22 protein-coding genes are annotated in these 22,750 nt (G+C 62.4%); 1 reads left to right on the plus strand and 21 read right to left on the minus strand.

All coding sequences use genetic code 11. The features are described 5' to 3' along the window. Positions 1-161: 161 nt before the first annotated feature. The 10 genes from AC1DUY_RS23860 to AC1DUY_RS23905 form a co-directional block, all read right to left on the minus strand. The gene (locus AC1DUY_RS23860; protein ID WP_441278699.1) at positions 162-524 is read right to left on the minus strand and encodes a Rieske (2Fe-2S) protein; all 363 of its coding nucleotides are present in this window, start codon (positions 522-524) and stop codon (positions 162-164) included. Beyond that, a complete protein-coding gene (locus AC1DUY_RS23865; RefSeq protein ID WP_068729545.1) occupies positions 496-1,200 on the minus strand; it encodes an ABC transporter ATP-binding protein in 705 nt (234 codons plus the stop codon). Before AC1DUY_RS23865 ends, AC1DUY_RS23860 begins: the two co-directional genes overlap by 29 nt. Continuing rightward, complete coding sequence (locus AC1DUY_RS23870) at positions 1,193-2,005, minus strand: ABC transporter ATP-binding protein (RefSeq protein ID WP_093757539.1); 813 nt, start codon at positions 2,003-2,005, stop codon at positions 1,193-1,195. Before AC1DUY_RS23870 ends, AC1DUY_RS23865 begins: the two co-directional genes overlap by 8 nt. Then, positions 2,005-3,051, minus strand: coding sequence for a branched-chain amino acid ABC transporter permease (locus AC1DUY_RS23875; protein ID WP_089267791.1), 1,047 nt, complete (start codon positions 3,049-3,051; stop codon positions 2,005-2,007). The genes AC1DUY_RS23870 and AC1DUY_RS23875 overlap by 1 nt, the downstream gene beginning before the upstream one ends. Further along, the gene (locus AC1DUY_RS23880) at positions 3,048-3,920 is read right to left on the minus strand and encodes a branched-chain amino acid ABC transporter permease (RefSeq protein WP_176454739.1); all 873 of its coding nucleotides are present in this window, start codon (positions 3,918-3,920) and stop codon (positions 3,048-3,050) included. The genes AC1DUY_RS23875 and AC1DUY_RS23880 overlap by 4 nt, the downstream gene beginning before the upstream one ends. Positions 3,921-4,122: 202 nt before the next feature. Beyond that, complete coding sequence (locus AC1DUY_RS23885; RefSeq protein WP_231078873.1) at positions 4,123-5,277, minus strand: ABC transporter substrate-binding protein; 1,155 nt, start codon at positions 5,275-5,277, stop codon at positions 4,123-4,125. Positions 5,278-5,356: 79 nt separating this feature from the next. Then, positions 5,357-6,559: a xanthine dehydrogenase family Fe-S subunit gene (locus AC1DUY_RS23890; protein WP_478117579.1), complete on the minus strand. Its 1,203-nt coding sequence runs from the start codon at positions 6,557-6,559 to the stop codon at positions 5,357-5,359. Then, the gene (locus AC1DUY_RS23895; protein ID WP_478117581.1) at positions 6,556-7,389 is read right to left on the minus strand and encodes an FAD binding domain-containing protein; all 834 of its coding nucleotides are present in this window, start codon (positions 7,387-7,389) and stop codon (positions 6,556-6,558) included. The genes AC1DUY_RS23890 and AC1DUY_RS23895 overlap by 4 nt, the downstream gene beginning before the upstream one ends. Then, positions 7,386-9,767 carry a xanthine dehydrogenase family protein molybdopterin-binding subunit gene (locus tag AC1DUY_RS23900; protein ID WP_478117583.1) on the minus strand — a complete coding sequence of 794 codons (2,382 nt, stop codon included), beginning with the start codon at positions 9,765-9,767 and terminating at the stop codon, positions 7,386-7,388. Before AC1DUY_RS23900 ends, AC1DUY_RS23895 begins: the two co-directional genes overlap by 4 nt. Positions 9,768-9,818: 51 nt before the next feature. Further along, positions 9,819-11,096, minus strand: coding sequence for an amidohydrolase/deacetylase family metallohydrolase (locus AC1DUY_RS23905; RefSeq protein ID WP_478117585.1), 1,278 nt, complete (start codon positions 11,094-11,096; stop codon positions 9,819-9,821). A 164-nt stretch (positions 11,097-11,260) separates the two neighbouring features. Between AC1DUY_RS23905 and AC1DUY_RS23910 the strand changes: the two genes are divergently transcribed. Then, the gene (locus AC1DUY_RS23910; protein ID WP_441230897.1) at positions 11,261-11,755 is read left to right on the plus strand and encodes a MarR family winged helix-turn-helix transcriptional regulator; all 495 of its coding nucleotides are present in this window, start codon (positions 11,261-11,263) and stop codon (positions 11,753-11,755) included. A gap of 78 nt (positions 11,756-11,833) precedes the next feature. Here the strand turns inward: AC1DUY_RS23910 and AC1DUY_RS23915 are convergent, their stop codons facing one another. The 11 genes from AC1DUY_RS23915 to ccoN all read right to left on the minus strand — a co-directional run bounded on the left by AC1DUY_RS23915 (position 11,834) and on the right by ccoN (position 22,639). After that, positions 11,834-12,169 carry a 2Fe-2S iron-sulfur cluster-binding protein gene (locus AC1DUY_RS23915; protein ID WP_439060027.1) on the minus strand — a complete coding sequence of 112 codons (336 nt, stop codon included), beginning with the start codon at positions 12,167-12,169 and terminating at the stop codon, positions 11,834-11,836. Next, a complete protein-coding gene (locus AC1DUY_RS23920) occupies positions 12,166-13,887 on the minus strand; it encodes an FAD-binding protein (protein WP_478117588.1) in 1,722 nt (573 codons plus the stop codon). The genes AC1DUY_RS23915 and AC1DUY_RS23920 overlap by 4 nt, the downstream gene beginning before the upstream one ends. Positions 13,888-13,970: 83 nt before the next feature. After that, a complete protein-coding gene (locus AC1DUY_RS23925) occupies positions 13,971-15,134 on the minus strand; it encodes a M20 family metallopeptidase (RefSeq protein ID WP_478117590.1) in 1,164 nt (387 codons plus the stop codon). Between the two features lie 43 nt (positions 15,135-15,177). Further along, positions 15,178-16,761 (minus strand): GMC family oxidoreductase, encoded by a 1,584-nt coding sequence (locus AC1DUY_RS23930; RefSeq protein ID WP_478117592.1) that lies wholly within the window; start codon positions 16,759-16,761, stop codon positions 15,178-15,180. 203 nt (positions 16,762-16,964) lie between these two features. Then, positions 16,965-17,135: a cbb3-type cytochrome oxidase assembly protein CcoS gene (ccoS, locus tag AC1DUY_RS23935; protein ID WP_478117594.1), complete on the minus strand. Its 171-nt coding sequence runs from the start codon at positions 17,133-17,135 to the stop codon at positions 16,965-16,967. 8 nt (positions 17,136-17,143) lie between these two features. After that, complete coding sequence (locus AC1DUY_RS23940) at positions 17,144-17,644, minus strand: FixH family protein (RefSeq protein ID WP_478117596.1); 501 nt, start codon at positions 17,642-17,644, stop codon at positions 17,144-17,146. 11 nt (positions 17,645-17,655) lie between these two features. Then, complete coding sequence (ccoG, locus tag AC1DUY_RS23945; RefSeq protein WP_478117598.1) at positions 17,656-19,104, minus strand: cytochrome c oxidase accessory protein CcoG; 1,449 nt, start codon at positions 19,102-19,104, stop codon at positions 17,656-17,658. A gap of 99 nt (positions 19,105-19,203) precedes the next feature. Then, positions 19,204-20,079 carry a cytochrome-c oxidase, cbb3-type subunit III gene (ccoP, locus tag AC1DUY_RS23950; RefSeq protein ID WP_231078862.1) on the minus strand — a complete coding sequence of 292 codons (876 nt, stop codon included), beginning with the start codon at positions 20,077-20,079 and terminating at the stop codon, positions 19,204-19,206. A 7-nt stretch (positions 20,080-20,086) separates the two neighbouring features. Continuing rightward, a complete protein-coding gene (locus AC1DUY_RS23955) occupies positions 20,087-20,251 on the minus strand; it encodes a cbb3-type cytochrome oxidase subunit 3 (RefSeq protein WP_068729582.1) in 165 nt (54 codons plus the stop codon). Between the two features lie 12 nt (positions 20,252-20,263). Then, positions 20,264-20,998 carry a cytochrome-c oxidase, cbb3-type subunit II gene (ccoO, locus tag AC1DUY_RS23960; protein WP_478117601.1) on the minus strand — a complete coding sequence of 245 codons (735 nt, stop codon included), beginning with the start codon at positions 20,996-20,998 and terminating at the stop codon, positions 20,264-20,266. A gap of 9 nt (positions 20,999-21,007) precedes the next feature. Continuing rightward, on the minus strand, positions 21,008-22,639 hold the full coding sequence (ccoN, locus tag AC1DUY_RS23965) for a cytochrome-c oxidase, cbb3-type subunit I (protein ID WP_478117645.1): 1,632 nt from the start codon (positions 22,637-22,639) through the stop codon (positions 21,008-21,010). Positions 22,640-22,750 lie beyond the last annotated feature (111 nt).

Consider the following 22,750-nt stretch of genomic DNA (forward strand, 5'->3'; position numbering starts at 1 on the left):
TACTGCCAGACACACTCAGGAGTCTGACTTTTCAGCAGTATTATCCGCGCTTTACGAGGGGGCAAGCATGATTATTATACCGCAACTGCACCAATTGAATGCTGCAGCGCCAACGAATTCTGCATCCAGACCCGATGCCGCGTAACTGTCGCGAAGGCTTGTTACTTCGGGACGACGGCCTGTGCATCGACCCAGATTTGTGCACCCCTTTCGCGCACCGGATAGCGTCGCAAACCCCTGCTGGGCCAGCCCGGCGACATGCTGCCGTCTGCCAGATCGAACCAGGCCAGATGACGCGGACAGTGCAGCCGGCGATCGGCGACGCGGCCAAGGCTGAGATCGGCCTGCTCATGTGGACAGGCGCGCTCGCAGGCATAGATGGTCTCACCATCCTGCACGATGAGAACACCGAGGCCAGCCACGCTTACGCAGACGATTGTCTGCTCGGTCAGGCGCTCGCGCGAACAGACCGCGACCCATCGGGCGGGATTGTCGTCATCCGCCAAGATAGGCCCGTCGGACATGCTCGTTCTCGATCAGCTCCGCGCCCGCGCCCGACAGCACGACACGGCCGGACTCCAGCAGATAGGCATGATCGCACATCTCGAGCGCGGCGAAGGCATTCTGCTCGACAAGCAAAACGGTCGTGCCGGCGTCGCGGATCGCGCGAATGATCGCAAAGGTGCGCTCGACGATGTTGGGCGCGAGACCAAGCGACGGCTCATCGAACATCACCAGGCGCGGCCGCGACATCAGCGCGCGACCGATCGCCAGCATCTGCTGCTCGCCGCCGGACAGCGTGCCAGCTGCCTGCTTGCGTCGCTCTGCGAGGCGCGGGAATTCGCCATAGATGCGGTCGCGGTCAACAGCGACTTCGCTCGTGTCCGAGCGCAGATAGGCGCCCATGTCGAGATTTTCGGCCACCGTCATATGCGGAAATACACGACGCCCTTCCGGGCAATGAGCGATACCCTTTGTGAGCACCCGCTGCGCGCCGATACCGGTGATGTCCTCGCCGTCGAAATGAAGACTGCCGGAGCGCGACGGCACGAGGCCCGAGATCGCGCGCAACGTTGTGCTCTTGCCGGCGCCGTTGGCACCGATCAGCGCCACAAGTTGCCCGGCCTTGACCGAGAGCGAAATGCCCTTGAGGGCCGAGATCTGGCCATACGCGCAAACCATGTCACGGATCTCAAGCATGGACTGCGACCTCCTTGACCACATCCTTCGCGCTCTGACCGAGATAGGCTTCGATCACTGCGGGATTCTTGCGGATTTCGTCGGGCGGTCCTTCGGCGATGATGCGGCCGTAATTCAGCACCACGATCCGATCCGATACGCTCATCACCATCGGCATGTCGTGCTCGACCAAGAGGATCGTGACGCCACGATCCCGGATATTGCGGATCAGCTGTACGAAAGTATGCGTCTCCGACGCGTTCATGCCGGACACAGGCTCGTCCAGCAGCAGCATCTTCGGCTGCGCGGCGAGCGCCAGCGCGACACCAACGAGACGCTGCTCGCCGTAGGACAGCGAGCCCGCAAGATCGTTGGCACGGGCTTCGAGGCCGATCCAGCGCACCAGTTCGGCCGCCCGTGCGCGCTGCGCCTTCTCGGATGCGCGCGCGCGCGGCAGGCCGAGAATGGCTTCGGCAAGGCCAAGCTTGCCTTTAAGCTCCCCTTGGCGATGCAGGCCGATCAGGACGTTGTCGTAGACCGTGTCGTTGGGAAACACGCTGGTGCGCTGAAAGGTGCGGATCAGCCCGAGATCTGCGATTTCATGCGGTTTCTTGCCCTTGAGGTCCGCGCCGCAATAGTTCACCGCGCCCTTCGTGGGCGTGAGAAAGCCGGTCATGACGTTGAAGGCCGTGGTCTTGCCGGCACCGTTCGGCCCGATCAGGCTGACGATCTCACCTTTGTTGACATGGAAGTTCATGTCCGAGATCGCGACAAGGCCGCCAAAATGGACCGCGACATGTTCAATGCTGAGTACTGTCTCGGCCATCACGCGTGCTCCTCGGCGGTGCGTTCGGAGACCGCGATGGACGCTCGTCTGGTTCCACCGGCACGGGCCAAACCGAGTTTCGCGGCAAGCGACGGCACGATGCCGCGCGGCATGACGAACAGAATGACGATCAGCACCACGCCATAGGTGATCCACTGCGCCTCCGGCGGCATGATCGGCCGCAGGAACACAGGCAGCAGGCCAAAGATGACGCCGCCGACCACAGGCCCGGCCAGCGATCCCTTGCCGCCCGACACCACCATGATCACCATGGTCACCGTCGAGATGAAAGCGAAGACGTCGGGATCGATAATACGGATGTAATGCGCGTAAAGGCTTCCCGCTGCGCCGGCGATACCGGCAGAGATCACGGCAGCCAGTGTCAGCGTCTTGGTAACGTCGATACCGACGGCGACAGCCAGCGTCTCGTTCTCCATCAAGCCGCGCATGGCGCGGCCGTAGTGCGAATGAACGAGGCGCGAGATCAGGAAATACGAGATCGCGGCGACAGCGAGCACAAGATAGTAATTGTGGAACTTGGTCTTCAGCACGAGATAACCAAGCCCCGGCAGACCAATGGTGATCGACGGGATATTGGTCAGCGCCAACGGGCCCTGCGTCAGCTCGACCCAGTTCAGCGCCACCAGCCTGACAACTTCGGCGAACGAGATCGTGACGATGACGAAGTAAGCGCCGCGCACGCTGAAGGACAGGCGTCCGACCAGATAGCCGCAGAAGCCCGAAATGAGGATCGCCAGAAAGAAGCCCGCAATCGGCGGCCACGGCACGTGGACGATATGGAAATCACCGTAGATCGGCACATCGAATCCCAGCGATGTCAGCGCGCTGACATAGGCGCCGATGCCGAAGAAGGCGATATGGCCGAGGCTGAGCTGTCCAGTAAAGCCGAGCAGCAGATTGAGGCTCATGGCGCCGATGATGAAGATGCCGGTCGTAATCAGCGCGTTGAGCAGATACGGATCCGTCAACCACATGGGCACGGAGGCAAAGAAGGCGAGACAGAGGAGAGTGACGATCTGTTTCATCCGACGCGCTCCGCCCGTGCAAACAATCCTGTCGGCTTGAAGATCAGCACCATGATGATGATCAGGAAGCCCATGGCATCGCGATAGCCCGACGAGATGTAGCCAGCACCGAGCTCTTCAGCGAGTGCGAGAATGAAGCCGCCGATGACAGCGCCGGTGATATTGCCGAGGCCGCCAAGAATGACGATGGCGAAGGCCTTCACCGCGGCGAGATCGCCCATTTGCGGGAACACGACATAGACCGGACCGAGCAATGCACCAGCGGCAGCCGCAAGGCTCGATCCGATGGCGAAAGTCGATGTGTAGATCAGGCTGACATTGACTCCCATCAGTGCGGCGGTGTCGGAATCCTGGAATGTCGCGCGCATCGCCTTGCCGAGTTTGGTGAGATTGATCAGTGAGTAGGCGAGCACGATCAGCAGCGCGGCGGCGAACAGCACGAACAGGCGAAGCCAGGACACGGACACAGGTCCGATCACCAGCGGCGCGTCAGGAAACGGATTGTCGATCGACTTGGCAACGCCACCCCAGATCCACAGCGCGCCGGACTGCATCGCGATCCAGGCACCGATCATCACCAGCATGGTGGTATCGATATCGGCGCCGCGCAGCGGCCGCAGCAGCGTGATCTCGATGACGGCGCCCAGCAGCCAGCCAGCGACGATCGCCACCGGCAGCGCCACGAAGAAATTCAGCCCGAGCTGATGCACGACAATGAACATCATATAGGCGCCAAATGTGTAGAGGATGCCGTGGGTGAAGTTCACCACGTTCATGATGCCGAAGATCAGCGTCAACCCGATGCCGAGCAGCGCATAGGTGCCGCCGAGCACAAGCATATTGACGAGGTGTTGCAGGAGCTGGTCCACGAGCGGCCCTAAAGGTTCGAGTAAGGTGCTAACCTCTCCCCGCCTAGCGAAGCTTTGCTTCGCCGGGCAGGGAGAGGTCGGAGCCGAGCGACAGCGAGGCTTCGGGTGAGAGGAGCCAGAGTTTCACTCGCAAGTGCCCCTCACCCCAGCCCTCTCCCCGCAAGAGCGGGGCGAGGGAGCTCACTGCCGGAGTTCGACTGGATCACAGATCCTTCATCACGATCTTGCCGCCGGAGATCTCGACCAGATAGACATTCGGGAAGCTCTGACCGCTCTCCGAACCGGCCGGGCCCGACTTCTTGAAGATGATGTCGCCATTCAAACCTTTGACGTCGATCTTCCAGAGCGCATCCTTGATCGCGGCCGGCTCGGCCTTGCCGGCCTTCTCGATGGCTGCCGCGATGGTGCGGATGCCGTCATAGCCGCGGAAGCTCTCAGTGCAGCCGGCGAAATCGAAGCCGCGCTTCTTCCACTCGTTGATGAAATAGGTGGTGGCTTCCGGGTTGGGCGTCTTTTCCGGCATCCACGGCAAGAACGTCGTCAGATGCATGGTGTCGTTCGCGGCGGCACCGGCCTGCGCGATGATCTGATCGGGATTCTGCGAACCGCCGGTAGTGATGATCCGCTTCTTCAGGCCGAGTGCTGCGGCCTGCTTGAAGATCAAAGTGAGCTGGTCGACCGCAGCCGTGATGATCACGGTCTCGGAATCCGTTGCCTTGATCTTGGCGAGCTGGGCGCTCATGTCCTGCGCCGACTGGTCCATGGTCTCGACCAGACCGATGGTGATGCCTTTTTCCTTCATCATCTTGCTGAAGTCTTCGGCGGTGCCGCGGCCCCAGTCATTGTTGATCACGAGGAAGTCGACTTTCTTCAGCGCCAGCTTGTCGACGATGTTCTTGAACGCAGCCGCTTCCACGAAAGACGGTGGCGAGATGCGGAACACGTAAGGATTGCCCGAGGTGGTGATCTTGCTGGCCGAGGAGGTCTCGACGACCATCGCGGTTTCGTATTCGACCAGCTTCGGCATCACCGCCAGCGTGAGGCTCGAGCCCCAGGCGCCGAGCATCACCGGCGTCTTGTCGCGGGTGATCAGCTTTTCGGCGACGGCAGCGGCTTCGGTCGGGTTGCTCTTGTTGTCCTCGATGACGAGTTCGATCTTCTTGCCGAGCAGGCCGCCCTTGGCGTTGATTTCGTCGGCGGCGATCTTGGCGCCGTTGACGACATAGGTACCCGACGCGGCGAAGGCGCCGGTCAAAGGCTCGTTGACGCCGATCTTAATGGTTTGCGCAGTGGCGGCGCTGCTCAGGAAAGCAATGGCCAGGGCGGTCGCCGAGGCGGCTTTGATGGTCCGTATCATGTGGTCCTCCAGTGTTACGCTGATGAAACTTGCGCAGTCCAAACCCCGCCGCTCGCATGTCCGCGCGAACGTCGATCTCTCACGCCGATCCTCCGCGCCCGGTGAGGCGGCGAACAACATTCGTCGCGCGCTCACGCAGGAGACCAAGAATCAGCGAAACACCATTCAGATCGGCTGCCGCTGACGGCGCCGATGTCACATCGCCCGACAGGCGGCGATCGAGATTGCCGGCGAATTCCGCGACCAGCCGCGCCGCGAGATCGCGCACCAGCCCGCTGCGACCGACCTGTGCCAGCATGCCGGTGAGGCTGTAGCCGATGGAAAGCTCCACACGCGTGGCCACGCCGTCATCCTGCGGCACAAGCCGGTAACGAATCTCGCCTTGCGTAGTGGAGCGGCTGCGCTGGTCGCTGCCTATGCCGAGAATGCGGCCGGCGAGATCGGCCTCGTTGCGCTCAACGCGGGCGGCGCCGTTGAAGTTGGCCGAGATCGGCCCGATCTTGACGCGAATCGCGCCTTCGACACGCTCGGGTCTGGGCGTGCCGACCAGCGTGGCGCCCGGCAGGCACGAGGCGACGGCCGCGATGTCATCGAACAGTGCAAAGACTTTTGCAGGTGCATGCGCGACAGTGAATTGCTGCTCGAGCGTGGTCGATGGCGTGAAGTCTGGAATGTCCAGCGGTGCGATGGCTGCAGCCGGTTCGGATACAGCAGGCTGCGCGGGCATCAGCTTCTGGGAGCTGACACAGGCTTTGTGTCCCGAACCCGCCGGCCCCAGCACCTTGCGGCCAGCATCCGGCTCCGGCGCGATATCGCGCGCGCGGCGCTCTGTGATGACCGACTGCACGGCGCGGACGATGCCGACATAGCCGGTGCAGCGGCAGAGATTGCCTGACATGCCGATGCGGATCTGCTTCTCGTCGGCATCCGGCAGGCGCTTCACCAGATCGCGCGCCGAGACCAGCATGCCCGGCGTGCAGTAGCCGCATTGCAACGCGTGTTCGCGGGTAAAGGCGGCGCGCAGCTCCGTGGCAATCTCGTCATCATCAAGACCTTCGATGGTGGTGACATCGGCGCCATCGCATGCCACCGCATAAGTGATGCAGGAGCGCGTCGGTATGCCATCGACCAGGATGGTGCAGGCGCCACAGACGCCATGTTCGCAGCCGAGATGCGTGCCGGTGAGATCGAGCGTGTCGCGCATCATGTCGGCGAGACTCGTACGTGGCTCGACGTTCCTCTTCACGGCGCGAGTGTTGACGGTGAGTTCGACCGAGTTCATGCCGCGGCCTCCGCAACAGCGCGGCGCAGAATGGTGACGTGAATATGCCGGTCGGCGGCATCGCTCATGCCCGCCTTCGACAGCAGGGTGTCGGCGACGCGCGCGTCGAAGCGCGATTTGAAATCGTTGGTGATACGCCCGCCGAACAGTTCTTCGGCATTGTCGACAATGATAGGCGCGGCCTCGACTGCGCCAATGACGACACGCGCGCGGCCCGCCTCGGGGTCGATCAGCACCGCACCGATGGCATGAGCAAACTCGCCGGTCTTGCGGCAGCTCTTCACATAACCCCAGCGCGCCGAAGGGGACATCACCGGCACACGTACGGCTTCCAGCATTTCGCCGGGCTGCAGCACACTTTCCAGTGCACCCAGCATGAAATCCTTCATCGCTACCAGGCGCGCGCCTTTGGCGCTGCGCAGCGAGAGCGTTGCGCCGAGCGCTGCGAAGGTGGAGACCCAATCGGCCGATGGATCGGCATGACTGAGCGAACCGCCGATCGTGCCGCGATTACGCACCGCGCGATAGGCGATCGCGCTGGCCACGCGCTGCATCGCACCGCGCGTCACGTCGGGAATGCGGCCATCCTCGATATCCGCATGGGTGACGCAGGCGCCGATCACCAGCTCATCGCCGGTAACTTCCACATGCTTCAGCTCGGCGAGGCCGGTGATATCGACGATGGTGTCGGGAGCCACCAGACGCAGGTTCAGCATCGGTCCGAGCGACTGGCCTCCGGCCATGATCTTGACCACGCCATCGCCCGTCATTGCGGCTAAAGCCGAGGCGACGTCGCGCGGTCGCTCATAGGCGAAAGGTGCCGGCTTCATGCGGCCGGCCTTTCTGCATTGCGCGCAGCAAGAATGCCTTCGAGTACACGGCGCGGCGTGATCGGCGACTGCAGCATCTCGACGCCGAGACCGCGCAGCGCATCGTTCACCGCATTGCCTATAGCCGCCGGCGGCGCGATGGCCCCGCCTTCGCCAATGCCCTTAACGCCGAACTTTGTGTAAGGCGACGGCGTCTCCATGTGATCGAGCCACGGCATCGGCACTTCGGTCGGACCGGGCAGCAGATAATCGGCCAGCGTCGTGTTGAGCGGCTGGCCGGCGCGATCAAACGGCATCTCCTCATACAGCGCTGTGCCGATGCCCTGCGCGAGACCGCCATAGATCTGGCCGTCGACAATCATCGGATTGACCAGCACGCCGCCGTCCTCAACGATGACGTAATCGAGAATTTCCACATCGCCGAGATCGGGATCGACGGCGACGGTGACCGCATGCGCGGCGTAGCTGAACGTACCGCTGTCACGCTGCGGCTTGTAACCGGACGTCGCCTCCAACCCGCCGGGATCGACATCGCCCGGTAGATCCTGCGGGCGGCGATACCAGGTGTGCGCGATTTCCTTCAGCGTCACGCTGCCATTAGGCCCGCGGATTTCGCCGTCGACCAGCACGACATTGGCTTCATCGACCTGCAGCAGCTTGGCGCCGATCTTCTTGGCGCGCTCGCCGAGTTCGTGACACACCGTCGCCACCGCGCCGCCGGCCATCACCATGCAGCGCGAGCCCCAGGTACCGGTCGAATAGGGCGTCATCGCCGTGTCGCCATGCACGACGCGGATTTTAGCGACATCGACGCCGAGCATTTCGAACGCGACCTGCGACAACGTCGTCTCGAGGCCCTGACCGTGCGAATGCACGCCAACCTTCAGTTCGAGTCCGCCATCCGGCGTCAGTCGCGCGGTGGCCTGTTCATGGCCGGGCACCATGGGAATGCCCCAGCCGGAATAGACCGAGGTGCCATGCGCCGCCTGCTCGCAATAGATCGAGAGACCGACACCGATCAGGCGTCCATCGGCCTCGCCTTTGCGCTGCCGCGCACGGATGCCATCGATATCGATCTGCGCGACAGCGCGTCGCAGCGCCTCGGGATAATCACCGCTGTCGAAATGCTTCTTGGTGATGTTATCGAACGGCATCTGCTCCGGCCGCACCAGATTGCGCAGCCGGACGTCGCCGGGCTCAAGTCCTGCTTCCGCCGCTACAAGATCGAGCATCAGTTCCAGCGCGAAACACACGCCGGTGCGGGCGACGCCGCGATAGGGCAGGATCGGACACTTGTTGGTGGCCACCGAATAGGTACGGCAGCGATAGGCCGGCATCTGATAGGGGCCGGGCAAAATGCTGACCACCTGCGCGGCTTCGAGGCAGGCCGAGAACGGATAGGACGAATAGGCGCCGGAATCGACGGTGGCCTCGCAGTCGATGCCGCGCAGCGTGCCGTCGCGATCGGCATAGACGGTGATCTTGTAGTGGTGCTCGCGGCAGTTGGAACTGGCGACTAAATGCTCGCGGCGATCCTCGATCCAGCGCACCGGGAAGCCGCGCTTCATGGTGAGCCATGACAGACAGACTTCCTCCGGCAGCAAGATGCCCTTGTGACCGAAGCCGCCACCGACATCCGGCGAGACGATCCTGATCTGTCCTTGATCCATCTCAAGGCAATCGGACAACCCGTTGCGCACAATGTGCGGCATCTGACTACCCGTATAGAGCGTGAGCTGATCGAGACGATGATCGAACGTGGCGATGACACCCCGACCTTCGAGCGGCGACATGCATTGTCGCGCGGTCGAGATCTCGCGCGTCACCTTGATCGGCGCATCGAGAGCCTGGGTAATATCGAGTTCGAAGAAGCTTTCGAGAAAGACGTTGTCGCCCCAGTGTTCATGCACCAGAGGCGAGCCGGCCTCACGCGCCTTGAGCATATCATAGACGGCGGGCAGCTCTTCGAGATCGAGCGTGACGGAGGCTGCGATATCTTCGGCCTCGGCACGCGTCGGCGCGACGCACATGGCGACGAGTTCGCCAACCTGACGAATTTTATCGGCGGCCAGAATGGGTTGATCGGATGGCTTGAAGCCGGCCAATCCCGTGATCGCGCGGATCGGCTTGATACCGACAAGATCGGCAGACGTGAACACCACGTCGCGATAGCGTTCCGGAATATGGATCGCCCGGATTCGCGCATGCGCTAGCGGACTGCGGACGAAAGCAACGTCCTGCAATCCCGCTAGTCTGATATCGCCGACGAATTGCCCGCGCCCGCGCATGAGGCGATCGTCCTCCTTGCGCGGTACGCGCCCGCCCACGCCCTGCTTTGAAACAGGGGCGGCGGGCGAGATATCTCGCTCATTGCGCATCGACGAACTCCCGGCGCCTTCCGGATTGACTAGCGAACTGGCTTGCAAAGCTCAGGCCGCAACGGCCTGAGGAAGGATCGGAGCGATCGGATCGAAGCGGGTGCCCGCGCGCAGGCAGAAGGCCGGCTGCAGCAGGCCGTTCGCAATCACGTCGGTGTTCTCGTTGTCGCGCAGGATGTAACGACMGGGCTTTTCGACGAGCACCGAAACGTCCGCATCCATGCCGACCTTGAGCGAGCCGATCTTGTCGGACAGGCCGATCATCTTGGCCGGGTTCGACGTCACCATCGGCACCACCTGTTCCAGCGTGAGACCGAGCGAAATCATCGAACTCATCGCCTGCACCAGGCTGAACTTGGCCTGGCCCTTGAACGGATGGTTCTCGTCATCCTCGTGCTCATCCGGCGTGCCGGCAGGCGCAGGCACCTCGGTGTTGTAACCGTGGATGTCGGCGCCGAGCGTGTTCGGCACGATGCCAGCGGCAATCGCCTTCTTGGCGAGGCGATAGGAGAAGTGGCTGCCATGGCCGACATCGATCTTGAGGCCACGATCGATCGCCGCCTGGATCACCGGATGCACCTCGCCTTCGCGATTGACGAAGCCGCCGGGATGCCGCGTGAACGGATGCGCGAGCACGTCACCTTCCTTCAGCAGCGGAATCACGCGCTCCAGAATCGTATCGACGTCCTCCCCATTATTGCCTGACTCCGGCAGACCCCAGAGTTGGCCGAAATGCACGTAAACCGGCAATTCCGCACGCTTGCCGATTTCGGCCGCCATTTCCATCACGCGAATGCCCCAGCGCGCGAAGCCGCCGATTTCCGCATGGGCCTTGATGCCACGAACGAGATCGCGATTGGCCACCGCCGATTTCACGGTCGCGTCGATATCGACGCCATCGGGGCTGTAGAGGTTGGGATAGAAATGCCCTTCGAGACCGCCGACGAGATAGGCCGACAGAAACGCATAGACGCGCGATTTCGCGGGCTCGGCGATGAAGTGACGAAAGCCGGGCAGCGTCATGCAGGACGGGCCACCCTGATCGATCAGCGTGGTGACACCGGACTGCACGCCGACCATGTCGGGCTGCATGCCGAAACGACCACTGACATACTGATAGACATGCGCATGGGTATCGATCATGCCCGGCAGCACCAGCTTGCCGGTGACATCGACGACTTCCTTCGCGCTGGTCGGCAGAATGTCCGACTGCACGGCTGCGATCTTGCCGTTGCGAATGGCGACATCCTTGAGGCCGTCGATGCCGGCTGCGGGATCGATAACGCGACCACCGCGCAGCAGCAGGTCGAATGAGGCAGTAACAGACATGGCGATCTCCTTACACTTTGGCGGGCCCTCTTTAGAGGTTCACCAAAATACGAAGCATACTTCGTATTTTACAAAAGCAAAGTCCGTGCCATAGGATTGCAGTGCGGCAACTTTTCAGAGCGCTTGCACCATGCGAGAAGCGGCCGATAGCAGGAGACACGACCTTGCCGAGAGCGAAACCGCGGCGCGACCAAGCCGCCCACAAGCCCTGGCCACTGGAACAGCGACCCGGATTTCTGATCCGCAGACTGCACCAGATCCATGTCGCGCTGTTCCAGGAGGCGTGCAGCGCCTTTGAGATGACGCCCCTGCAATACAGCCTGCTGTCGGCGCTGGCGGTGCGCGGGACCGCGGATCAAACGACCTTAGCCGCTGATATTGCTCTGGATCGCACGACGACGACTGGCGCGCTGAAGCGGCTGGAAGCGCGCAAACTGGTGGAACGCCCGGTCAGTGACGACGATCGCCGGGCGCGTGTCTGCAGACTGACTCCCGCTGGCGCGGCGCTGCTGAACAGGATCGAGGCCGCCGCCCGCGATGCGCATCGCGCGACCCTTGGCAGCCTGTCGAAACCGGAACAGGCCACCTTCATTGCGCTGATGCAGCGCATTGTCGCAGAGAACGCCACTCGCAATGCCGCGCCCGATCTCGCGGAATAAGAGCACCGGACAGCAGTTTCGCCAGATTAGAGCGACTATAAATTAATCAGGCTGATCGCCTTAGAGGCAGACAACCACTCAGGAACGCAACACCAACCGCTCATCCGGCGGCGCGATTTCGGTGACGAGATCGCGGATCAGCGCCTTTTTCGGCAGCGGCGCCAGCGTCGTCATTCCCTCTTTGAGCCGAACCGTGCAGGCGTAATCAACCTTGCCGTCGATCAACATCATGCATTCCTTGCACGCATTCGCATTGATGCAGGAGAAGCGAAACGCCAGCGAGGGATCCATGCTGCGCCTGATGGCACGCAGGCCATCGAGAATGGACTGGCCGTGTTCGAAGGGAATGTCGAACATGTCCTGATGCAGCGCTTCGCCGAGTGCGCCGCGCTGAATGCTGAGCGTCGCCTTCATGCGGCAGCCTTTCCGGTGGTGGGCATCACTTTGCGCAGGGTCATGTCGCCATTCGACATCGAGACGACCTGGTTGACACTCCATGCACCGTCGAGACCGAGATGATCGTCGCGCTGATGCGCGCCGCGGCTTTCGGTACGCGCCAGCGCCGGTTTGGCAACCGATTGCGCGACAGCGAGCATGTTGCGCAGGTCGAGCCAGTCGGCCAGCACGAGATCGAAGGCCTTTGCCGAAGCGAAGGGCGTATCGCCAACATCGGCCTTCAATTGCGCGATGGCCGATATCGCCAACCGCAATTTCGCATCGGTGCGGAACGGGCCGACATCATCGGCCATCACGGCCTGTAACTTCACGATAACCGCCGCGGGGTTTGGCGCATCGCGCTTGCTGGCGCTGCGCAGCAGATCGATGGCCGGCCTTGCCGCATCGGCTGACCACATCGACGTGCCCTGCTTCGCGCGCTCAGCGGCGCTGCGTCCTGCCCGCGCGCCGAACACGAAGGCTTCGGTGATCGCATTGCCCGACAGCCGGTTGGCGCCATTGGCACCGCCGACCGCTTCACCACAAGCGAACAGGCCGGGCACGCCGGTCGCCATCATCTCATCCACGCGGATGCCGCCCATATGATAATGCGCGATCGGGGCAACCTCGACAGGACGCCGCGCGAGATCAATGCCATTTTCGGCCAGTCGATCCACCACCGGCCCGAACGCCTTGCGGATTTCAGCTTCGGGCACATGCTGGAAGCTCAGATAGGCGCCGCCGGCGGGGCTGCCGCGACCGGCCTCGACTTCCTTGGTGATCGCATAGGTGGCGAGATCGCGCGTCAGCACATAGGTGCCGTCGCTGCGCTTGTCACGCGTTGCATAGTCCTCTTCGAATTCGCGCATCTCGGAATTGAGCAGCTTGCCGCCGAGCTTGTAGCGGAACGGGTCCCACATGATCGGATCCATGCCGACGAGGCGCGGCGCGAGATGGCCGATGGGGAAGAACTGCACGAACTCCATGTCGATCAATTCGGCGCCCGCGCGCAAGGCCAGCGCATAGCCGTCGCCGCCCATATTCGACGACGCGCTGTTGCGCCGATAGAGCCCGGTCAATCCACCGGTCGCAATCACCACCGCTTTCGCGGCCAGCGTCACCGCCTGCCCGGTCGGCAGATGCAGCGCCGTAGCGCCGCAGGCTTCGCCATCACGCAGCGCGATATCGACGATGGTGAGATCGCCGATGCGGCGAATGCCGCTGGCGCTGTTGAGTTGCGTACGCAGCGTCTTCGACACCGCAGGACCAGTGGAGAGAAAATCCACATAGGCGCAGCGCGGTCGATCATGTCCCGGCGCCTGCGCCTGTTTGATATGGCCGTCCTCGCGCGCCCAGCCGACCTTCCAGGCATCCATTTCGCGCAGCCGCTGCGGGCCATCTTCGCAGAGCAACGCCGCAAGACGTTCGTCGCACAGCCCGCGGCCGGCGGCGAGCGTGTCGGCGAAATGATGTTCCCAGTGATCCGGTGTCTGCTCGCCCAAAGCGGCTGCGACCGTCATCTGCGCCATGACAGTGGCGCCGCCGCGCCCGATCAAGCTGCGATCGGCGAGGATGACTGACGCACCAGCCTTCGCTGCTTCCAGCGCCGCATACATGCCGGCACCACCGGCGCCGATCACGAGAACATCGGCTTCGAGATGGATGGGAACCGAAGTATTGGGAGAAGGTGATGTCATGGTCAGGCAAGTGTCTCTTCAAACAAAGGCGTTGTCAGCAACCATCGCCGTGCCAGAACCATGCCATGCGGCATCTCCCGTCGTCAGATCTCCGTGCGCAGGATCGCCCGCGCCAGTGTCTGTGCACGCGGAACGATGCTCTCTATGTCCAGCCACTCCAGGTCGGTATGGACATTGCCGCCGACCGGGCCAAGACCGCAGAGCGTCGGCGTGCCGACGCTGGCGGTAAAACCGGAATCCGCACAACCGCCGGCGAATTCGCCGGTCAGCGTGGTGAGGCCCGAGTCGACAGCGGCCGCCTGATAGGCTTCGAACATCGCCTTGGCGGCGGCGTCCTGCACCAGCGGCAGGAATTCGCCGTTGATGTGCAGCTTTGCCGTCGTGCCCGGCACGGTCGACGTCGCAATGATTTTTTCGATGGCGCCCATGATGGTGGCGCGATCGGCCGGATCGATGTAGCGAAAATCGATCTCGCCTTCGGCATGCGGCGCCGTGGTGTTGACCGACTGTCCACCCGATACGAGGCCGACATTCAGCGTGATGCCCTTGTCCATATCGGTCAGTGCATGAATCTGCACGATCTTGTGCGCGAGCTCGCCGATGGCGCTGATGCCAACCGAGAAATTATTACCGGAATGCGCAGCCTTGCCGAACACCTCGAAACGCATGAACACCCCGCCCTTGCGGCCGGTGGTGATGTTGCCGGTCGGACGGCCGGGCTCGGAATTGTAGACCGCGCGGGCGGCACGGCCCTCGCGCTCGATGATCGGCCGCGACGAGCGCGATGCGATCTCCTCGTCGCCGGTGATCAGCAGCTTGATCGGGCACGGCGCGGCATCGAATTTCTTCAGGGCAGCGGCAACGAATACATTGATGACGACGCCGGCCTTCATGTCGGCCGCGCCCGGTCCATGGGCCAGATTACCTTTAATCGTGAAGGGACGCTTGGCGACTTCGCCTTTCGGAAACACGGTATCGCGATGGCCCATCAGCAGGATCGGTTTCTCGTTGCTGCCGGGTTTGGTGATCAGCCCATGCACGGCATCGCCATAGACATCATGGGGCTCGCGCCAGGTTTCGATGCCGTATTCGGCGAAGTGCTGCTCGAAGCGAGCACCGACGGCATCGACGCCTTCCTTGTCGAAGGAGCCGGAATCGATATTCACGACGTCGCGCAGCAGGTCGATCATCGGCTGCTTCTGGGACGCGAGCCAGTCGATGATCTGGGTTTCGGTGGTGTTCAACATGAATTGTCCTTCGGTCACTCTTGAGCGCTTGCGTTGCGCGTTCTTACTTCGCCATCGCCACGGCGGGCGACGCTACATTCGACTTGCGCATCATCATGCGCGCAATGGCTTCGCCGATTACCACCGTGGTGAAGTGCGTGTTGGCACGGCAATCCGACGGCATAATCGACGCATCGGCAATGCGCAGACCCTTGAGGCCCTTCACGGTGCCATCCGGATTGACCACGCCACCCGCGTCCTTGAAGCCGGTCATGCGGCAGGTGCCGGCGGCGTGCTGGATATCGCCGGTGTCACGGCGCAGCACGGCTTCAAGCTCGCGTGTTGGCAGCGCCGCCGCCTGCGGCAGCGTCAGGTCGGTATCGGTGAGGCGGATCCAGTCGGCGATGCCCGCCAGCGCCGGCTGCGTGGTGATCACGGCAAGCCGCTTCACGGCATCGACCATCCGCAGCATGTCGCGGGGGTCTGCCAGCATGTTCTCCTCGACGATCGGGTCGATCGACGCATCGGTCGATGCGAGCTTCAGCGTGCCGCGTGAGAACGCATTGAACAGGCCGGCGCCGATGGCACCGGGATTGCCGATGCCACGGTGATTGAACGCGATCAGGATCATGTCGCGCTTGCCGCCCTCGGCCAAGCCCGACGAATAGGTGACGCAGCAATTGGTGTGGCGGGTGTCCTTGTCCTTCGGCGCAACGGCGTCCTGCAGCTTGATCGTGGTGCGGAACAGCGGATGGTCGAAGAAATTCTGACCCACGGGCAGATCGCATTCCACGGCGATGCCCATGTCCTTCAGCTCGTCCGCCGGACCAACGCCCGAGCGCAGCAGGATCGCCGGGCTGTGGATCGAGCCACCGCACAGCACGATCTCGCGCGCGCTGATTTCCTGCGTGCCCTGCCCCTCGAAGTGCACGATCACACCGGTCGCCTGACCGTCCTTGATCACAACGCGGTCGACCAGCGCGTGACCGCGGATTTCGAGATTGGCGCGACCACGCGCCGGCTCCAGATAGCCCTCATTGGTGGAAATACGGCGCAGATCGCGGCTGTTGATCGGATAGCAGGCGACGCCTTCGCCATCCGGCCCGTTGACGTCGTCGCACCACGCATAGCCCGAGGCCAGCGCTGCATCGCGCAGGCCCTTGTCGATCGGCCCCCATGTCTCCGGCGGCGCGCGATAGACCGGCAGCGGACCGCCGCGGCCATGGCCGGGCTTGTCGCCGAAGTCCAGATCGTCCTCGATCACCGAGAACAGTGGCATGATCTCCTTCGCCGACCAGCCGATGCATCCCAACGACGCCCATTCATCGAACGCATCGGCGACGCCGCGAATCGCAATCTGGCCGTTCATCATCGACGAGCCGCCAAGACCCTTGCCGCGCCAGTAGAAGCGCTGGTCCTGCCCGGCAACGCGACGCGAATGCAGCTGCGGCCACTGCCACTTTTCCTGGAATTCGCGCTGGTGAATGATCGGGATCGGGTTCGCCGTGGTCACTTCCCACGGCGCCTCCGCCGCACGCCAGTCGAGCCCGGCTTCAAGCAGCAGCACACGTGTAGCGGGATTTTCGGAGAGCCTGGCAGCCACGGCAGCGCCGGCAGATCCACCGCCGACGACGATCACATCATACATAGTGCTTCATTTCTTTCTGCTGCGGCGCATCGCGCCGGTCTCGACCGGGCGAACGCGTGCAAAATCCGTTCCCGCCATTATGCGCCCGGTGCACAGCAGACGCCAGCACGCGCGCTGCAGAGGCAACGCGCGGCAAAGGCATGGCGGTTGGAAAAATATGGTCACAAGTTGTGGCGGTGATGGATTGAACGGAAAGGACCGCCTCAGAGGGGATCGCCGGGCTTCGTCACAGGCGGATCGTCATCGAGAATGGCGCGCCATCCCGCACCTTCCAGATCCTCATACTGTCCGCTTTTCAGCGACCACATGAAGGCCCAGAGGCCGAGCAACCCAAGCGCGAGCGCCAGCGGCACGAGGACGACGAGGGACTGCATGGTTGGACCTATTTCAGCACGAGGCGGTTCTTCGACAGGAACATGCGCTGTCCGCCGGCCTGTCCTTCAAGCACCAGATCCCACAGGCCCGGCGCAAGTTCGGCGACCTTGCCGCGATAGAGCACACCGCCAGTCCCGACGAGCTCAACCGGGCGGTCGGCGCGGCGATCGGCCGGCCGCTCCAGCCGACCGGTGAAACTCAGCCCCGCGATCGGGTTGCCGTTACGATCGCGCGCTTCGACGCGGACGGCAGCATCACCTGCAGTATCGCGCTCGACATGCGCGCTGACCTTCCAGCCGCGACTGCTCTGGCCGCGCGCAGCCTCGATCTCGCTGCCGTAAGCGAGGCTCGCTGTATAGGGACTATCCACCTCGACACCCGGCAGCGTCTCCAGCGCGAATTTCATCATGACGACATTGACGCCGATGATCATGCCGAAAAACAGAACCAGGCAGATCAGGACAAACCGGCCGGTGATCGGACGAGGTGCGGCAACGGCGGCGCTCATACTGTTCTCCTTCACGGTGCAACGAAATGATCGGTCGCCGACGCCATGTCGCCATGGACGGCATCGGTGACCCGCATCACAAGCGGGATCGACTTCTCGGAATTGCCCGCCGCGGGTGCCGTCACCAGTACACGCAGTTCGGTAGTCTGGTCGCGGCCCAGCACGATCTCCGGCCGGCCCGATGACACCGCATCCATGCCCACCACATGCGCGGTGGCATTTGCCGGCCCGTTGACGTCGAGCGTGACCACGCGCCCGGCACCGCGCTTGTTCAGAAGGCGCACCGTATAGGCATTGCGGATCGAACCGTCGCTGAGGCGCACGGCGACCGGATTGCGATCGTGCAGCACGTTGATGTCGAGCAGCGATCGGTTCAGCAGCGCGTAGAGCATCACCGCACCGACAGCGACAATCATGCCGACATAGGCCACCGTACGCGGCCGGATAATACGATAAATCTCCGGCTTGCCCGCCTTGCGCCTGGCAATGTTGATGTCGGTGTCATAGCCGATCAGCCGGGTCGGTCGGCCGATCTTGCTCATCACGCCGTCGCAGGCGTCGATACACAACCCACACTGGATGCAATCCATCTGCAAGCCATTGCGGATATCGATACCGACGGGGCAGACGTTCACGCATTGATAGCAGTCGATGCAGTCGCCTGCGGGCTGGCCGAGCGCGCGCAGCTCGGCCGCCTTCTTCAACGAGGTACGTTGCTCACCGCGATCGGTCTTGTAGGTGACGTTGAGCGCCCACTCGTCGGTCAGCGCCGCCTGGATGCGAGGCCACGGGCACATATAGAGACAGATCTGCTCGCGCATCCAGCCTGCCAGTGTGTAGGTCGTCGCCGTCAGGATCGCGATCCAGATATAGGCCAGCGCGGGCGCCTGAAAGGTGACGAGTTCCCTCACCAGCGTCGGCGCATCGTTGAAATAGAGCACCCAGGCGCCGCCGGTCCACCATGCGATCAGGAGCCAGATCGAGTGCTTCATCGTCAGTTCGACGACACGCTGCAGCGTGAGGCCTTCGGCCTCCTTCTTCATCCGCTCACGGCGGTCGCCTTCGATCAAACGCTCGACGGCAAAAAACAGGTCGGTCCAGACCGTCTGCGGACAGAGATAGCCGCACCAGACGCGACCACCGACGGCATTCATCAGGAACAGCGTGAGGGCGGCAAGGATCAGCAGGCCAGTGAAGAAATAAACTTCCTGCGGCCACAGCTCGATGAAAAAGAAATAGAAGCGGCTGTTCGGCAGGTCGACCAGCACCGCCTGATCGGGGGCACCGGGACCGCGATTCCAACGCACAAAGGGCAGCAGATAATAGATGCCAAGGCAAACCGCCATCAGCGCCCATTTGACGTTGCGATACCTGCCGGAGACCTTCTGCGGATAGACTTTTTTCTGCGCCGCATAGAGCGGGCCGTAGTCAAATTCCTGGGGCGTAACAGGCTTGTTCATGGAGTCACTCTCGTCTTTGGAATGACCCTAGACTTCGCCGGTGCGATGCAATTGATGTACGTCAAAGGCACGCGCGGGATTGGCCGCGCGCGCTATGACTTATTGTCCCCCCCCCAGCGAGTGGACATAGATCGTCAGTGCCTTGATGGTCGCCGGATCGAGACGGCCAATCCAGGCCGGCATCACGCCGTTGCGGCCATTGGTGATGGTCTCGACGATGGTCGCTTCGTCCGATCCGTAGAGCCAGATATTGTCGGTCAGGTTCGGCGCCCCCATGTCGGGATTTCCCTTGCCGGCGTCGCCGTGACACGAGGCGCAGTTGTCGGCGAACAGCTTCTGGCCGGCATTGGCGTCGTAACCCTTGGCCGTCGGCAATCCGGACAGTGAGCGCACGTAGTTCGCAACCGTCTCGATCTCCGGCTTTTTCAACATGCCGTCGCGGCCAAAGGCCAGCATCGATCCTTCATGCGATTCCGCATGGGCGGAACGCGCGCCGAACTGGATGGTCTTCTCGATCTGCTCCAGTGTGCCGCCCCACAGCCAGTCGTCATCGTTCAGATTGGGGAAGCCCTTGGCACCGGTCGCACCAGTGCCGTGACACGGCGCGCAATTGTCACCGAACACCACACGGCCTCTGGCGCGCCCCAGTGCCAGCAGCGCCGGATCCTTCTCGATTTCCGCGAGCGGCGCAGCGCCGAGCGTCGCCATCTTGCCTCCGCGGATCTTCTCGAGATTGGCGAGATCGACGGCGACATCCGCACGCGACGAATAGCCCATGACGCCCGTCGCATAGCTCTGCACCAGCGGCCAGGACGGATACACGACCCAATAGCCGATCGCCCACACGATGGTGAGATAGAAAGTCATCACCCACCAGCGCGGCAGCGGCGTGTTGAGTTCTTTGATGCCGTCCCAGGAGTGACCTGTGGTGGTCTTGCCAGTGGCCTTGTCGAATTCGCCTTCGTGATCGCTCATGATCTGATCAATCCTCTCGCAACGGCTGACGCGCGGCTGCGTCAAACATCGCCTTGTTGCGGGGCCACAAAGCGTAGGTCAGAATTGCGATGAAGATTCCGACAAAGACCGGCGTCCAGAATGTGAGGACGAGGTTCGACGCGAAGTTCTCGACCGTCAGGATTGCGCGCATGCTTCCATCTCCTCAGCGGAGGTTTGCTTTTTCGTTGTAGAGTTTGAAATCGACCAGCGTGCCCAGCATCTGCAGATAGGCGACCAGTGCATCCATCTCGGTGGGCAGACCCGGCTTGCCGTCGAAGTTACGCGCCACCGATTTCGGATAGCGCTTGAGCAGCGCGTCGGTATCGCCATTGTCGGGATCGGCCTGGGTCTTCAGGTCGGCCACCGCATTGGCGATCTGATCGTCCGTATAGGGCACACCCACCGCACGGTTGGTGCTCAGATGATCGGCGATGGTCTCGGTGCTGACAGGCGTCGCGGCCAAGAACTTGTAGGACGGCATCACCGATTGCGGCACGATGGCGCGCGGATTGCTCAGATGCGTGACGTGCCACTCATCGGAATACTTGGCACCGACGCGGGCCAGATCCGGCCCCGTGCGCTTCGAGCCCCACTGGAACGGATGGTCATACATGCTCTCCGCCGCGAGCGAATAGTGCCCGTAACGTTCGACCTCGTCACGCAGCGGCCGCACCATCTGCGAATGACAGAGATAGCAGCCCTCGCGGACGTAGACGTTGCGCCCGGCGAGTTCGAGCGGTGTATAGGGCCGCATGCCCTCGACGGCCTCGATGGTGCTCTTGAGATAGAACAGTGGCGCGATCTCGACGATGCCACCGATGGCGATGACGAGAATGATACCCACGATCAGGACGATCGAGTTCTTCTCGAAGATTTGGTGCCGGCTCCAGAACGACATGATTGATCCTTATTCAGCCGGCTGCAACGTGGCGCCGGGGCTCGACAGCGCGCCCTCTTCCGCTTCGCCGACGCGCACGGTCATCCACAAATTCCAGGCCATGATCAGCGCACCGATCAGGAACAGCCCGCCGCCCGCCGCGCGGATGATGTAGAACGGGTGCATCGCCTCGACGCTTTCGATGAAGGAATATTCGAGGAAGCCCAGCGACGTGTAGGCACGCCACATCAGCCCCTGCAGGATGCCCGACACCCACATCGCCGAGATGTACAGAACGATGCCGAGCGTCGCGATCCAGAAGTGCCACTCGACCAGCTTCAGGCTGTAGAGCCCCTTGCGATTCCACAGCCACGGCACCAGGCAGTAGAGCGCGCCAAAGGAGACGAAGCCGACCCAGCCGAGCGCACCGGAATGCACGTGACCGATGGTCCAGTCGGTATAGTGGCTGAGCGAATTGACCACCTTGATGGACATCAGCGGACCTTCGAAGGTTGCCATGCCGTAGAACGCCACCGACACCACCAGCATGCGCAGGACGGGATCGGTGCGCAGCTTGTCCCATGCGCCGGACAGTGTCATGAGGCCGTTGATCATGCCCCCCCAGGAGGGCATCCAGAGCATGATCGAGAAGGTCATGCCGAGCGTCTGCGTCCAGTCGGGCAGTGCCGAATAGTGCAGGTGATGCGGACCCGCCCAGATGTAGAGGAAGATGATCGCCCAGAAGTGCACGATCGACAGCCGATAGGAATAGACCGGCCGCTCGGCGCGCTTCGGAATGAAGTAATACATGATGGCGAGGAAGCCGGCGGTGAGGAAGAAGCCCACCGCGTTGTGGCCGTACCACCACTGGAACATGGCATCCTGCACACCGGCCCAGGCGACATAGGACTTGGAGCCGAAGACCGAGACGGGCAGCGCAGGGTTATTGCCGAGATGCAGCACCGCGATGGTGATGATGAAGGCGAGATAGAACCAGTTGGCGACGAAGATATGCGGCTCCTTGCGCTTCACCAGCGTCATCAGGAACACCAGCAGATAAGTCACCCAGACGATGGTCAGCCAGAGGTCGGCATACCATTCCGGTTCGGCATATTCCTTGGATTGCGTGACGCCGAGCAGATAGCCGGTGCCGGCAATGACGATGAAGAAATTATAGCCGAGCACCACGAACCACGGCGCAAGATCGCCAGCGAGACGGGTACGGCAGGTCTTCTGCACCACGAAGAACGAGGTCGCGATCAGCACGTTGCCGCCGAAGGCAAACACCACCGCCGAGGTATGCAACGGCCGCAGCCGGCCGAACGAGGTCCAAGGCAGGTTGAAATTCAGATCGGGCCAAGCGAGCTGCATGGCGATCAGCAGCCCCACCGTGAAGCCGGCGATGCCCCAGAATACCGAGGCCACAGCGGCAAACTTGATCGGCCCGAAATTGTAATTCGGCCGCCCGTCGATCTCCTGCGGCGGCAATGCGCCGCGCTCGAAATAGCGATTGAGGATGACGAACACGGAGGCCAGGCTGGCGAAGCCGGCCAGTGTCACGTGAAAGGCATAGGCTGCATCTTCCGCCTTGGCCGCTGCGATGATGGAGAGAAATACGGTGGCCGCGAGGATCACGGTCAGACCGGCCTCGCCGATCGTCATCCACTTCACGCTGTCAGTCTGGTTCGTCATGATGATTCTTTCCCGAGCACGCACCCATCAATCACGGCGGCGCGCTCAGTGAATTGATTGAAATCAAAGTTGGGGGAAGCT

This window comes from Tardiphaga sp. P4_G1 (assembly GCF_056401215.1).